The sequence below is a fragment of the Proteus sp. NMG38-2 genome (assembly GCF_020640995.1).
Classification (GTDB): Bacteria; Pseudomonadota; Gammaproteobacteria; order Enterobacterales; family Enterobacteriaceae; genus Proteus.
In genome coordinates this window covers 3,517,864-3,531,959 of sequence record NZ_CP085481.1, presented here as the reverse complement: position 1 = coordinate 3,531,959, position 14,096 = coordinate 3,517,864, and the positions used below count along the sequence as shown (strand labels likewise).

At 38.7% G+C, this 14,096-nt stretch carries 12 protein-coding genes; 11 read left to right on the top strand and 1 reads right to left on the bottom strand.

Annotated elements, in window-relative coordinates:
• Position 1 precedes the first annotated feature (1 nt).
• From ispF to LG402_RS16745, 9 genes are all read left to right on the top strand, one after another.
• A complete protein-coding gene (ispF, locus tag LG402_RS16785) occupies positions 2-487 on the top strand; it encodes a 2-C-methyl-D-erythritol 2,4-cyclodiphosphate synthase (RefSeq protein WP_227335997.1) in 486 nt (161 codons plus the stop codon).
• A complete protein-coding gene (gene truD, locus LG402_RS16780; protein WP_109409752.1) occupies positions 484-1,536 on the top strand; it encodes a tRNA pseudouridine(13) synthase TruD in 1,053 nt (350 codons plus the stop codon). The genes ispF and truD overlap by 4 nt, the downstream gene beginning before the upstream one ends.
• A complete protein-coding gene (surE, locus tag LG402_RS16775) occupies positions 1,514-2,272 on the top strand; it encodes a 5'/3'-nucleotidase SurE (RefSeq protein WP_227335996.1) in 759 nt (252 codons plus the stop codon). Before truD ends, surE begins: the two co-directional genes overlap by 23 nt.
• The gene (locus LG402_RS16770) at positions 2,266-2,892 is read left to right on the top strand and encodes a protein-L-isoaspartate(D-aspartate) O-methyltransferase (RefSeq protein ID WP_072070178.1); all 627 of its coding nucleotides are present in this window, start codon (positions 2,266-2,268) and stop codon (positions 2,890-2,892) included. The genes surE and LG402_RS16770 overlap by 7 nt, the downstream gene beginning before the upstream one ends.
• 153 nt (positions 2,893-3,045) lie before the next feature.
• Entirely contained in the window at positions 3,046-4,185 is a 1,140-nt protein-coding gene (gene nlpD / locus LG402_RS16765) for a murein hydrolase activator NlpD (RefSeq protein ID WP_227335995.1), read from the top strand.
• Between the two features lie 687 nt (positions 4,186-4,872).
• Positions 4,873-5,856, top strand: coding sequence for an RNA polymerase sigma factor RpoS (gene rpoS, locus LG402_RS16760; RefSeq protein WP_023582671.1), 984 nt, complete (start codon positions 4,873-4,875; stop codon positions 5,854-5,856).
• Between the two features lie 152 nt (positions 5,857-6,008).
• Positions 6,009-7,268 carry a hypothetical protein gene (locus tag LG402_RS16755; protein WP_227335994.1) on the top strand — a complete coding sequence of 420 codons (1,260 nt, stop codon included), beginning with the start codon at positions 6,009-6,011 and terminating at the stop codon, positions 7,266-7,268.
• A complete protein-coding gene (locus LG402_RS16750; protein ID WP_227335993.1) occupies positions 7,265-7,489 on the top strand; it encodes a hypothetical protein in 225 nt (74 codons plus the stop codon). The genes LG402_RS16755 and LG402_RS16750 overlap by 4 nt, the downstream gene beginning before the upstream one ends.
• A gap of 90 nt (positions 7,490-7,579) precedes the next feature.
• Positions 7,580-8,419, top strand: a complete 840-nt coding sequence (locus LG402_RS16745) for a hypothetical protein (protein WP_227335992.1) — start codon at positions 7,580-7,582, stop codon at positions 8,417-8,419.
• Positions 8,420-8,618: 199 nt separating this feature from the next.
• Here the strand turns inward: LG402_RS16745 and mutS are convergent, their stop codons facing one another.
• On the bottom strand, positions 8,619-11,183 hold the full coding sequence (gene mutS / locus LG402_RS16740) for a DNA mismatch repair protein MutS (RefSeq protein WP_227335991.1): 2,565 nt from the start codon (positions 11,181-11,183) through the stop codon (positions 8,619-8,621).
• An 803-nt stretch (positions 11,184-11,986) separates the two neighbouring features.
• Between mutS and rlmF the strand changes: the two genes are divergently transcribed.
• Positions 11,987-12,952, top strand: a complete 966-nt coding sequence (gene rlmF, locus LG402_RS16735) for a 23S rRNA (adenine(1618)-N(6))-methyltransferase RlmF (protein ID WP_227335990.1) — start codon at positions 11,987-11,989, stop codon at positions 12,950-12,952.
• 752 nt (positions 12,953-13,704) lie between these two features.
• A complete protein-coding gene (locus LG402_RS16730; protein WP_227335989.1) occupies positions 13,705-13,911 on the top strand; it encodes a hypothetical protein in 207 nt (68 codons plus the stop codon).
• The last annotated feature ends 185 nt before the right edge of the window (positions 13,912-14,096 follow it).

The window sequence follows — 14,096 nt, the reverse complement described above, 5'->3', positions numbered from 1 at the left end:
AATGAGAATTGGACACGGTTACGACGTACATAAATTTGGTGGTGAAGGTCCTATTATTATTGGCGGAGTCAGAGTTCCTTATGAACAAGGCTTATTAGCTCACTCTGATGGTGATGTTGTATTACATGCGGTAACTGACGCTATTTTAGGCGCAGTGGCAATGGGTGATATTGGTACATTGTTCCCTGATACTGATCCGGCATATAAAGGTGCTGATAGTCGAGTATTACTTCGTGAAGCATTTTCACGCGTAAGAGCCAAAGGTTACCGAATTGGTAACTTGGATGTCACTATTATTGCTCAAGCTCCTAAAATGTTACCTCATACACCACAAATGCGTGTCAATATTGCAGAAGATCTTCATTGTCATATTGATGATATTAATGTGAAAGCAACAACAACTGAAAAACTTGGATTTGTGGGTAGAAAAGAAGGTATTGCCTGTGAAGCGGTTGTTTTATTAATAAAAGAGTTATTACCTGAATGAGTGAATTACCAGAACTCCATTGGTTACATGGAAAACCACAAGCAACAGGTTTATTGAAGTCAATTCCTGAAGATTTTATTGTCTGTGAAGATCTTGGTTTCACCCTTGATGGTGAAGGTGAGCATGTCATGGTGAAAGTCAGGAAAACAGGATGTAACACCGCTTTTGTTGCTGAAAAACTGGCAAAATTTGTGGGGATTCACCCTAAAGATGCAAGCTATGCTGGACTAAAAGACAGAAATGCGGTCACTGAACAATGGTTTTGCCTGCGTATGCCGGGTAAAGAGATGCCCGACTTCAGCCAGTTTATTTTAGAAGGTTGTGAAATTTTAGAAACAACTCGCCAACAACGTAAATTACGTATAGGAACACTAAAAGGTAATCACTTTACATTGGTGTTGAGAGAAATTTCAGACCGTACCTTTGTTGATGCACGATTAGCTCAAATTAAAGCTAAAGGTATTCCCAACTATTTTGGTATTCAACGATTTGGGCGTAATGGTGAAAACTTACGTCAAGCAATGCGTTGGGCAACCGATGAAATTCGTGTTAAAGAGCGTGGTAAACGCAGTTTTTATCTTTCAGCAGCACGCAGTGCCATGTTCAATCATCTTGTCAGTAAAAGATTAGAGTGTGATTTATATTCAAAAGTAATACTCGGTGATGCAATGCAACTTCATGGACGAGGCAGTTGGTTTGTTGTCGATGAAGCTGAACTCACTTCAACACAAACTCGCTATGAAGAACATGATGTTCATATTACCGCACCTTTACCGGGCAAGGGTGACTTAGGTACACAAGCACAAGCATTGGATTTTGAAACTGAAAATCTGGCAGAATATGAAACATTATGGTCATTGGCCCGACAAGAGCGTGTTGATAATACAAGGCGTGCTATCAATGTGTTACCAGAAAATATGTCATGGAATTGGGTAGACGACACCACTGTTTCTCTGTCATTCTTTTTACCCGCAGGAAGCTTTGCAACTAGCGTTGTACGCGAATTAATTTTATTAGGGAATGATGATGCTGAAAATATTGGTGAGTAATGACGATGGTGTGATGGCGAAAGGGATACAGACCCTCGCTAAAGCATTACGCCAGCGCTATGATGTACAAATTGTTGCACCTGATCGTAATCGTAGTGCTGCCTCTAACTCTTTAACTATTGATCGGCCATTACGCAAGCAAGAGCTGGAAAATGGCGATATCGCTATTGTTGAAGGAACACCAACAGATTGTGTTTATCTTGGTGTAAATCTGCGTCCTCGTCCTGATATTGTGGTTTCTGGTATTAATCATGGCCCTAATTTAGGTGATGATGTTATTTATTCAGGTACTGTGGCTGCAGCAACGGAAGGGCGTTTTTTAGGTTTACCTGCGATTGCTGTCTCATTAGACGGTGAAACGCACTTTGAGACAGCGGCTCAAGTAACTTGTGACGTGCTGGCAATGTTACAACAAGTACCTTTAAGAGCCGGGAATATTCTCAATATTAATGTGCCAGATATTCCACTAAATGAAGTAAAAGGGTTTCGTATCACACGTTGTGGGAGTCGTCATGCTTCACAGCACGTTTATACTCACACTGATCCTAGAGGGAATAGCCTTTATTGGATTGGGCCTCCAGGCGAAAAAAACGATGTAGGCCCTGATACAGATTTTGCTGCTGTTGACGAAGGTTATGTGTCGATTACACCTTTACATGTCGATTTAACAGCATACAAGGCACTAGATTTACTACAAAATTGGTTAAATAAAGCAGAGGTCAAAAAAACATGTTAAGTCGGTCAATGAAAGACTTACTGACAATGTTAAAGCAGCATGGTATCAAGGATGAAAGCCTGCTGGAAGCAATGAGTAAAGTACCCAGAGAGCTCTTTATTGACGAAGCGCTCTCTCATAAGGCTTATGAAAATACGGCTTTACCTATTGGTAATGGCCAAACTATTTCACAACCTTATATTGTTGCTAAAATGACAACGCTACTAGAATTACAAAGTACAGATTCTGTTTTAGAAATTGGAACAGGATCAGGGTATCAAACGGCCGTTTTAGCAAATTTAGTCCATCATGTCAGCTCTGTTGAGCGTATAAAGATATTGCAATGGCAAGCTAAACGACGTTTTAAGCATCTTGATTTACATAATATTTCTACACGTCATGGTGATGGATGGGAAGGGTGGTCATCAAAAGCGCCTTTTAATGCCATAATAGTGACAGCATGTGCAACAGAAGTACCACAACAGTTATTGATGCAATTAGCTGATGGTGGCAGGATGATAATACCTGTAGGCGAACAGCAACAAATACTGAAGTTTATCCGACGTTTAGGTAATGATTTTCACTATCAATCTATAGAAGCAGTTAGGTTTGTTCCTTTAATTTCAGGTGAGTTAGCATAACTTCCAGATAAATCTGACCGCTTTTTATTACTGCTTTTTAATAGCTTGTCGTAATCTGCACTAATAAATGAAACATTTTCAAAAAATTGCAGTCTTTTTGTTTAACTCGACAAATTGCTAGACGCTAATGCCTTTTTAAAGGGAGAAGGAAGTATGAATTCAGAAAGCCCAATTAAGCATGTCCGCTGGGCAATCATGTGTTCGGTAATTGGATTTGCATTAACAGGCTGTGCAGACACACCTTATCGTCCTGCACCCATTACCTCTGTAAATGATAGCTCTTCAAATAACACGGTTTCAACTGCGCCTGTGATGACTAACAGTAATGCGACACCGGTTGAAAGAACGACCCCTTTACAATCGTCACCTCCTCCTTCAATTAAGGTGAATAGTGCTTCATCTAATGGAGGCACACATCAGCCCCAAAATCAGCCTCGTCCACAAACATCAGTAGCGACTCAAAATGTGAGTACAGATGGTACTGGTCGCATTGTGTATAACCGTAATTATGACAGTATTCCTAAAGGGAATTACAGCGGTAATACCTATACAGTAAAACGTGGAGATACCATGTTCTATATCGCGTGGATAACAGATAGCGATGTAAAAGAGCTGGCATCAATGAATAATATTCCAGAGCCTTACAGTTTAAATGTGGGGCAGGTGCTGAATATTGGTAACCGTCAAGTCAATACGGGAACCAATACAAATGTGAACACATCCGTTATCAATCAACCAAGTAGTGCTGGTGTTCAAACAGCTCAAACGAAACCGACAAATAACACATCAATGGGGCCATTGATCACTAAACCGGCAACAACACCACCGAAAACAACAACTCCGCCACCGAAAACAACAACTCCGCCACCAACAACCAACACGAATACCACAACGGCAGCAACACCGGCACCAACAACGGTTTCTGGTAAATGGATTTGGCCAGCACAAGGTAAGATAATCGAAAGTTATTCAAGTGCACCAGGAGGCAATAAAGGTATCGATATTGGTGGTACTAAAGGCTCTCCAATAGTTGCAACGGCGGCTGGTAAAGTAGTTTATGCCGGTAGCGCATTACGTGGTTATGGTAACCTTGTTATCATTAAGCATAATGATGAATATCTCAGTGCATATGCGCATAACGATACCATTTTGGTGCGTGAGCAACAAAATGTAAATGCAGGTCAGCAAATTGCGACGATGGGTAGCTCAGGAACAAGCTCTGTCCGACTTCACTTTGAGATCCGTTATAAAGAAAAATCACTTAACCCAATGAGCTATTTACCTAAAAAATAAATAAGTGATTTTTAACTCGTATTGTGAATAATCCTAAAGTTAAGCCCTCTCTTTTATAACAAAGAGAGGGCTTTTTGTTATCTGTAATTAATTAAAATATTGAAAAAAAATACATTTTAACTAAGTAAAACTGCTTAATTAAAGATAAGTAAAAATGAGAGGTCGATATAAAATTATAGATAACGTTAAATTAGACGGTTGATTCTCAACCAATGAATGCGTATGCTAAAAAATGTTATATAAAAAATGAATAAAGATTCGTCATTGCTAAAGGATGAACTATAAAATAACCCCTTGTTTGAAAGGGTGTTTTCTTTATTAGATTATCTTTTTAATAATAGTAAATAATAAAAATTATTTGGTATTACTTTATTATTCTGGATTTTTATTTATTTTTTTAGATACAAATAGTTACAGCTAGCGCATTAAATGAAGTAATTTTACGTATAGATAAATATACGTAAATATAATAAAAAAACTGTTAATAACCTGCACTCAATAGCTAAGTTATATATTGAATAAAGAAAGATAAAATTAACAGTAAAATAGATTATGTTATCTTTTATTTTGTAATTCGTTACAAGGGAAAATCAGTAAACCCGTTGTGTCGTGACACAGCGATAAACTGGTAAATAGACTTTAATATCAAACGTCGTTTACCTAAATTATCAAGGGTAGGAGCAGCTGATGAGCCAAAGTACGCTAAGAGTAGACGAGTTATATACAGATGAAATTGAAGAGAACATGGAAGAGTTCGATGAAGTTGCTGCAAAAGAAGCAGAAAATGAGTCTGATGCTCAAGACGAAATTGAACTTATTGAAGGAGTCAATCAGCGTGCGCTCGATGCAACTCAGCTTTATTTAGGAGAAATTGGTTATTCTCCGTTGCTGACCGCTGAGGAAGAAGTTTTTTTTGCCCGTAGAGCGTTACGTGGCGACATTCCTTCAAGACAACGAATGATAGAAAGTAATCTTCGTTTAGTTGTTAAGATATCTCGTCGTTATACAAACAGAGGTCTTGCCCTGCTTGATTTGATTGAAGAAGGGAATTTGGGACTGATCCGTGCAGTTGAAAAATTCGATCCTGAAAAAGGTTTTCGTTTTTCAACTTATGCGACATGGTGGATACGTCAAACCATAGAACGTGCCATTATGAATCAAACTCGTACCATTCGTCTGCCTATTCATATCGTTAAAGAGCTGAATGTTTATTTAAGAACTGCGAGAGAACTAGCACACAAGCTTGATCATGAGCCTAGTGTTGAAGAAATTGCGCAAACACTTGATAAACCAGTTGAAGATGTGAGTAAGATGTTGCGTTTAAATGAACGTATTACTTCTGTTGATACCCCAATTGGGGGCGATTCAGATAAAGCCTTACTCGATATTATCTCTGACGAAAATGAAGAAGGGCCTGAGGCGACAATTCAAAATAATAACCTCAAGGAAAATATCATAAAGTGGTTATTTGAATTAAATCCTAAGCAACGTGAAGTACTAGCACGCCGTTTTGGATTATTAGGCTACGAGGCTGAAACTTTAGAAGATGTTGGTAGAGAAATTGGTCTGACAAGAGAAAGAGTTCGTCAAATCCAAGTTGAAGGATTACGCCGACTAAAAGACATTCTGCAAAGTCAGGGGTTATGTATTGAAGCTCTTTTCAAAGCATAACTAGCCTTTATTTCTGTCTACCGCGTTATTACCAAAGCCGATTAGTGAGTTGCTAGTCGGCTTTTCTTTATCTTGTATTATGTGATTTAACAAGATAAAACAAGCGTGTGATGTTGCATCTCGTAAATCGGGTAAAAGAGATAAAGGAAGATATGAAAGATTATTTTTTAAACGTCAAATTAGAGAGTTGCCATTTTGACCAAAATAAAACCTCACCGAAAGGAATGGTGAGATTAATAGCATCAGGCAAAGTATTTTATCTCAATGAAGATGATTTCACTCACTCTCAAGATTTTCTGAAACGTTTAAAACAAGGTGATGAACTTAAAATTTGTGCCGAATTGCTTAATGACGGCAGTTTATGGGTACAATGGATTTATCATGATTGCAAAGGAAGGCTTGAGCCAGAAAGAACCTTTACACTTACCACTAAACAGAAAAAATGGTTATTGCTTGCTTTTGTTCTTACTGTAATTGGGAGTGGGTGGAACTATTATTCTCTGCTTTATCTAGAGGCTAATTTCTTTATCATCATTTCCATGGTTATTTCATTTGGTGCTGTAATGGCTGGAGTGAGTTATCTAGGAGAAAAAGCCTATCGTTTTTTTCAGCGTATTAGACCTAAGCATAAAAAAAGAATCAAAGCGCTGGATAAAGTAATGGCTAAACAAGATATTATTGCTCCAGATGGTGAACAACTGATTATTCCCGAAATAAAAACAATACCACTGTTAAAGCATATAACACGTAAAAACCCAACCTTTCATATCAAACAAAGTAAAGTGCAACGAGTACGAGGGAAAATAAAACTCCATCATGTTGATAAAATTAAAATACACTCCCGCAATGCAGAGAATGTGGTGATGCAAATATCTTGTCAGATTGATAAACATCCTTTTATATTTAGTTATAAAGAACGTTTATTTTATTCTGATCATAATTTATTTTTGACTGATGGTGATGATGTTGAATTGTTCTTTTGGCAAGCAGAAGATAACAACTCTGGGCCTGTTGTCTTAGGTGTTTATAATCATACTGATAATGGTGCTTATTCAATTTCAGGACAGCTGTACCTTGGACACCAGCGAACTAAACGATTATCGTTGTTAATTACAGGACTAATCAGCACCTTTATTTTCTCGTTGTTCGCCATTTTTTCTATTTCAGATGTTTACGATAATGGCAATTATTGGGATAAATGGGACTGGTTTTTTGTTGGTGATACTTTTTTAGGTCTGGGGATCATCTACGGTTCAATAATGACAGGATTTGCTTTTTTAATTGCCTTATTTTCGAATCTTTATATTTTACTATCACAAAAGGGAAATTGTAGCTTTCAAACCTATTTTTTGCTTCAACAGCAATGTGTTGAAAATAAAAAGCCGCTTTATGTTACGGAGTTAAGCCAATGAATCCTTTTTTCCGTAAACCCTTCATTATCATCACTGGTTTATTTATTTTAAGCCTATTCCTTTTTTATGGCGTACTTTTTCACGGTTTTGCTTCTAAGTGGCAATGGAAAAATGAAAAAGACGCGGATTTATCTTCCTATCCTTATTCTCGTTATGATTGGCGTAATACGTTTAATGCGCCAAGTGGTATCTTAATTAAAACAGAATCGGATCAAGGGTGATATGATGTTGATCTTTATGGCCGACTCTATAGGCAAGATAACCAGAGAAAATATACACTCTATTTTTCTGACAAAGAAGGCACTCGTTTTATGTCTCAGGGGCAAGGGAGTTTTTATAACGCCTATTGTATTTCTGAAAAGTGTGTTTTATTTACAGAGCAAGGACGGCAAGTGGTGAACTTAGCTAAGTTTATGCTTGATGATTTAATTCCTTGGCAAGAGAGTAATAATGGCTATTACCGTTTTCCTTTAGCACTTATTGGAGGCAAATTATTATATTCAGAGGCGACATCGCAATTAGTATTAGTTGACAATAAAACGATAATGACAAGTTTAGATGAGGGAGAGAGTTGGGAATATTCCATTAATACAGAAGAATTCGTTAAGCAGTATTATGCAGAGGATTTTGGTGAGTTTACACAATTCCATTATGCTTTATCGGGTGATTCTCTCGTTATTTTTTATAATCATCATTACACAACAAATACATTAGAAATTACATTAAATTTAGTTAATAAAGAAGTGACAAAAACACGTTGGCTTCCTGTGCGCGTAAAAGAAGTTGCTCAAAATGACAAAGGTGATATCTATTTTATTGCTCAACATGCTTCTCGTGATCTCTATTCTGTTGTTCAGCGCCAAGTTGATGGAAATATAGAAACTTTCTATGAAAGTGGTTATAAATATCTAAATGATTTGATGATAAGTAATAATGACTTGATTTTAACTAAAGGTCGTAATGATGATAGAGTTACATTGGTTTTTTCATTAAAAACAAAAAATTATACTTCTTATGATAAAATTACTGACGATATGATGTTTAATCCTGCGTTATCTTCATTTATTCGTTTATTTGACAACTATAGTGATGATGACACTTTATTGTTATTGGGTGAGCGACTGAAATATAGTCATGCTTCAATCAATTGAAGTGGTCTTTATCTCTGATTATTCTAGCTTAAAAATGCAGTCTCAAAAGACAATGACACAAATAAAAAACGATATAACAGCGAATCACATAAGTGAAATAGTGTAATTAACTGTGATAGAAATAGAAAAACTGTTATAAAAATGGCGCAGTGAAGATAAACACCACGCCATTTTTGATCATTCATTTGATTTTTATGTCCTATTTGGACATCTCTTTTAATCGATAAAGTTGTTCTAAAGCTTGTCGTGGCGTTAGAGCATCCGGATCGATTTTATCTAAAGCTAATTCAATCGCAGAAGGTTCAGCCTCTGTTAATAACATCAATTGTGACGTTTCAACATGACCAGAGCCAGAGTGACCAGATAACATTTCGAGCTCTTTTAACTTCTGTTTGGCTCGACGAATAACCTCTTTAGGAACACCCGCTAGTGCGGCTACAGCCAAACCATAACTTTTACTTGCAGCACCTTCTTGAACGCTATGCATAAAGGCAATGGTGTCACCATGTTCGACAGCATCTAAGTGAATGTTTGCAGTACCCTCAAGTTTTTCAGGTAATGTGGTTAATTCAAAATAGTGGGTCGCAAAGAGTGTCATTGCTTTAATGCGATTAGCTAAGTTTTCAGCACAAGCCCAAGCTAAAGATAACCCGTCATAAGTTGATGTACCTCGACCAATTTCATCCATTAGAACCAAGCTGTTTTCAGTCGCATTGTGCAAAATATTGGCTGTTTCGGTCATTTCCACCATAAAGGTAGAGCGACCAGAAGCAAGATCATCAGAAGCCCCCACGCGGGTAAAGATACGGTCAACAGGGCCAATTAATGCCTTTTCTGCGGGAACAAAGCTACCTATATAGGCAAGTAAAGTAATTAATGCAGCTTGTCGCATGTAAGTGCTTTTACCACCCATATTCGGGCCAGTAATAATTAATAAGCGACGTTGAGGTGCCAATTGTAATGGGTTAGAAATAAAAGGTTCACTAAGAACTTGTTCAACAACAGGGTGACGTCCCCCTGAGATTTGAATACCTGTTTTCTCACTTAATTCTGGGCGAGTATAATTTAATGATTCAGCGCGCTCTGCAAGGTTAGAGAGAACGTCTGTTTCAGCTAAAGCTTCTGCACTGATTTGTAATGCAGTAAGGTGTGGCAATAATTTTTCAAAAATTTCTTCATAGAGCATTTTTTCAATTGCCAGCGCCTTACCTTTCGAAGTCAGGACTTTATCTTCATACTCTTTTAGCTCAGGAATGATATAACGTTCTGCATTTTTCAATGTTTGACGGCGAACATAATGCATAGGCACTAAATTGCTTTGTCCGCGACTGACTTGAATGTAATAACCATGTACACCATTAAAGCCAACTTTAAGTGTATCAATACCCCATTTTTCACGTTCACGAATTTCAAGTTTATCAAGGTAATCACTTGCGCCATCGGCTAATGCTCGCCATTCATCTAATTCAGTATTATAACCAGAGGCAATAACACCACCGTCACGTACTAATACTGGCGGTGTTTCAACAATGGCTTGTTCAAGTAGTTCACATAATTCATCGAACTGGCTAATACGCTTTTGTAATTCTTTAATGTAAGGCATATCAGCTTGTTCAAGCACTTGATGAATATCATGATATTGCTGAAAAGCATGACGCATACGAGATAGATCACGAGGGCGTGCTGAACGTAGCGCTAAACGTGCTAATACACGTTCTAAATCGCCGATTTGACGTAAAAAAGGTTGTAACTCAAAATAGAGAGGCTGCAATGCGCTAATTGCGTCTTGACGTTTAATAAGTTGTTCACGTTGGCGTAATGGTGTGTGTATCCAACGTTTTAGCATACGGCTTCCCATAGGGGTAACACAAAGGTCAAGTACAGATGCCAGTGTGTTATCAGTACCACCTGCAAGATTTTGTGTTAATTCAAGATTGCGACGAGTTGCCGCATCTAAAATAATCGAATCTTGAGGACGTTCCATGGTAATGCTACGGATATGAGGTAGAGAGGTACGTTGTGTATCTTTCACATATTGCAATAAACACCCAGCAGCGCAGAGCGCGAGATGTGCATTCTCAACACCAAAACCTGTTAAATCGCGAGTACCAAATTGTAGATTGAGCTGTTGTTTTGCTGTTTCAGGTTCAAATTCCCAAATTGGGCGACGACGCAAGCCTTGCTGGCGCTCAATCAATGCCATTGATTCAAAGGTTTCTGGATAAAGTAATTCAGCTGGATGGGTACGTTGTAATTCAGCTATCATGCTTTCACTATCAGGCATTTCAGTAACTCGAAAACGTCCTGATGTGATATCTAATGTAGCATAACCAAATGCGCCATTTTTATCTTGCCAAATAGCGGCTAAAAGGTTGTCTTGGCGTTCTTCAAGTAAGGCTTCATCAGTGACAGTACCTGGTGTCACAATACGAATAACTTTGCGTTCAACGGGACCTTTGCTTGTTGCAGGATCACCAATTTGCTCACAAATAGCGACAGACTCACCTAATTGCACTAATTTAGCGAGATAATTTTCAACGGCATGATGGGGAACTCCTGCCATAGGAATAGGTTGTCCCGCAGACTGACCTCGTTTTGTTAATGAAATATCTAATAAGCGAGAGGCTTTTTTAGCATCGTCAAAAAACAGTTCATAAAAGTCACCCATACGATAGAACAGTAAGATTTCAGGATGCTCTGATTTAATTTTCAGATACTGCTGCATCATCGGTGTGTGGGAGTCTAAATGTTGAATGTCAGTCATGTTGTTGTCTGTCTTAACGTATTGAAATTTGGTTTATTTGTGAAAATCAATTGTTACACTGAATGTCGTTTTATTTCACAAGCATTGTGTGATCATATCACAAGGTTTCAGTCTGTTGTTTTAATTATCTTATAGTCAGCACTAAACAAGGTAGCACTTATGAGCCAAAAGTAGCCAGCAAAATGAGGCCATGAAACCGAATAGTAAAGTTAGGGCTGATACGAGTGAGAATACAGGTTACGTGTATTTTATGGTGCAACAGGCATTAAAACTATAGTAGCCCAGTTACGCCCAATTTGGCTGATGCCCTGTCACTGAGATAAAAGAAGAAAAGCAATATAAAAAACAGGAACAATGATCTGCTTTAATCAAACAGGACAATTTAATAATGGAATATAATCCAATTATGTGCAGATATTATTAGTTGGACGATTTACATTTTGTGTTAGTTGTTCCATGTTTGGCGTTAATGTATTCAATTTGGTCAAATCAGCTTATTAAATCTTACATTTAGGTAGTTTATTGCTTAAAACGGATGGTATATATCCTTATTCATTCAAACTGCAGGTTCGTTGGCCGTACCTAATCAGCTGGGTCACATACTGATGTATGTTCCCTGTCTATCTTCCCTTGCCGCCTTCCTGCATCTTGAATGACGTTGGGTATAAAGAGCAGGGCATTCCGGCATAAACTCTGAATGCAGGCTTAATACGGTTTCATCCTGAGCTGTTAGCTGCAATTTGAAAGCTATAGGGTATATGGTATCGTACGCGTCAGAAATACCTTTAAGAGAGCCCTTCACGGTGGAAAAAAAGAAAACCTTCCTACAGCAGAAAAGCGGCTTGCACCCGCGTAACCGTCATCGCTCACGCTATGATTTTCCGGCGCTGATCGCCAGTTGCCCTGCACTGGAGCCGTTCGTCAAGCCGAATGCCTGGGGCGATATCTCGGTAGATTTTGCCGATCCTGCGGCGGTTAAAATGCTCAACCGTGCGTTGCTGCAACATTTTTATGGCATCGAACACTGGGACATTCCCGCCGATTATCTGTGCCCGCCGATCCCTGGGCGTGCCGACTATTTACACCATCTGGCCGACCTGCTGGCGACCAGCAACGGCGGTGAGTTCCCTCGCGGTAAAGGCGTGGCGATCCTTGATGTGGGTGTTGGTGCCAACTGTATTTATCCGATTATTGGCCTGTGTGAATACGGCTGGCGTTTTACCGGTTCGGAGATTGATCCGGTATCGCTCAATACGGCCAAAATGATCGTGGAGATGAATCCGACACTGAGAAACGGCGTGCGCCTACGTTTACAAAAACAACCCGAATTTATTTTGAACGGCATCATCGGCGTGGCGGAGAAATTTGATGCTACACTGTGTAATCCACCGTTTCACAGCTCAGAACAGGAAGCGCAAGCCAGCACCCGCCGCAAACTGCACAAGCTGGGTAAAGGCGAGGTAGCCGACAAGCCGGTACAGAACTTTGGCGGTAAAAATAAAGAGCTATGGTGTGAAGGCGGTGAAGAAGCCTTTGTGCGTAAAATGGTAGAGGAGAGCGTTAGCTTGGCGCAAAACTGCCTGTGGTTCACCTCGTTGATTTCTAAAAACACTACCTTGCCTTCGATTTATCACGCGTTGAAGCTGGTGGGTGCGGCCGAAGTCCGTACCATTGAAATGGCGCAGGGGCAAAAAATCAGTCGCTTCGTGGCCTGGACTTTCCACGACGCACAACAGCAGGTCGCTTGGGCGACAGAACGCTGGCGTTAATTTCCCTGGTGCCGGTTATTTAACCGGCACCGATAAACCTTCGCATTTCCCTTTAAATTTCTGCATGTTGCGTTATTCTCAATATGTCTTCCAATACTAAAAATCTTAAAAAGTTATTTATTCAAAATACAATACTTACCTTACTTAATTGATATTTTAATCCGGTATATATACCCAATGTAATTCAAGCTGCAGGCTGAGCGCAGCCAACGAACCTGCGGTTTGAATGAATAAGGGTATATGATCACATCATAAACACATTAAGGAAGATGCATTGTTCGGAGGAAATCATTCAGGCTTGAAATGACGCAAGGAGCAGCTTGTTTGAGTATACATCCCATGAGTCTCCTTTCCTCCCTCCTGTTTTAAATGACTGGCAGAACTAGCAGCCTCATAATGTCGCAGTACTCACAGCAGCATTATTCATCGAATCCGTTTCTGCTAATAAAATCTATTGTACTTGAAGAGGATCGGAAGTAATTCACGGTCAAGCAGCTTAGCCAGCCCCCATTTATTGGTGCTTAGAATTGTTCGTAATCCTTTATCAGCAGCGTGAACATCAGGTGGGGGCTGGGCAATACAAGCGGTAGCGACAGTGTATTGATAACTTATTTTTTGGTCAACTTCATCATTTATGCTTATGTTGGGTTAATCAGATTAACCTTCCCGATAAACAAGGTCTTCATTCACCGACCGAACTCACACCTAGCGACTCATTTACTAGTCGCCTAGCTACACTTTGAATTGGCCGAATGGGACGATTATGGCAATCTGTTATTTTAAGTAAATCGCGTACAGGGTTAGTTTGGTTGCCAGTTGAAACACTTATCCAGCAACATCAAGATGATTATTATCGAGTATTAGGTGAGGTTGATAAACAGAGTGATAGTACCTGCTTTATGGATTTTATATTAAAGCTTATTGCTCAGGCGTTAAAAGAAGGAATTGAAAATAGTTAATATAGATATCTATAAAATCTTTAAAAAATACTTATAAATATATAATATTATGTTTAAGTAAATGTACGTCGTTAATCAAATGTTAATACTCTTATTAAGAGTGTTATTATGTTTCTTAAAATTAATTTAATAAATAATAGTCATTAATTATTAAACTCATTATAGTCTATAGCGAGTTAATTACT

Excerpts from the sequence above, each read along its gene's own strand:
- ispF (WP_227335997.1), top strand. The coding sequence starts at position 2 with ATGAGAATTGGACACGGTTACGACGTACATAAATTTGGTGGTGAAGGT.
- truD (WP_109409752.1), top strand. The coding sequence starts at position 484 with ATGAGTGAATTACCAGAACTCCATTGGTTACATGGAAAACCACAAGCA.
- surE (WP_227335996.1), top strand. The coding sequence starts at position 1,514 with ATGCTGAAAATATTGGTGAGTAATGACGATGGTGTGATGGCGAAAGGG.
- LG402_RS16770 (WP_072070178.1), top strand. The coding sequence starts at position 2,266 with ATGTTAAGTCGGTCAATGAAAGACTTACTGACAATGTTAAAGCAGCAT.
- nlpD (WP_227335995.1), top strand. The coding sequence starts at position 3,046 with ATGAATTCAGAAAGCCCAATTAAGCATGTCCGCTGGGCAATCATGTGT.
- rpoS (WP_023582671.1), top strand. The coding sequence starts at position 4,873 with ATGAGCCAAAGTACGCTAAGAGTAGACGAGTTATATACAGATGAAATT.
- LG402_RS16755 (WP_227335994.1), top strand. The coding sequence starts at position 6,009 with ATGAAAGATTATTTTTTAAACGTCAAATTAGAGAGTTGCCATTTTGAC.
- LG402_RS16750 (WP_227335993.1), top strand. The coding sequence starts at position 7,265 with ATGAATCCTTTTTTCCGTAAACCCTTCATTATCATCACTGGTTTATTT.
- LG402_RS16745 (WP_227335992.1), top strand. The coding sequence starts at position 7,580 with ATGTCTCAGGGGCAAGGGAGTTTTTATAACGCCTATTGTATTTCTGAA.
- mutS (WP_227335991.1), bottom strand. The coding sequence starts at position 11,183 with ATGACTGACATTCAACATTTAGACTCCCACACACCGATGATGCAGCAG.
- LG402_RS16730 (WP_227335989.1), top strand. The coding sequence starts at position 13,705 with ATGGGACGATTATGGCAATCTGTTATTTTAAGTAAATCGCGTACAGGG.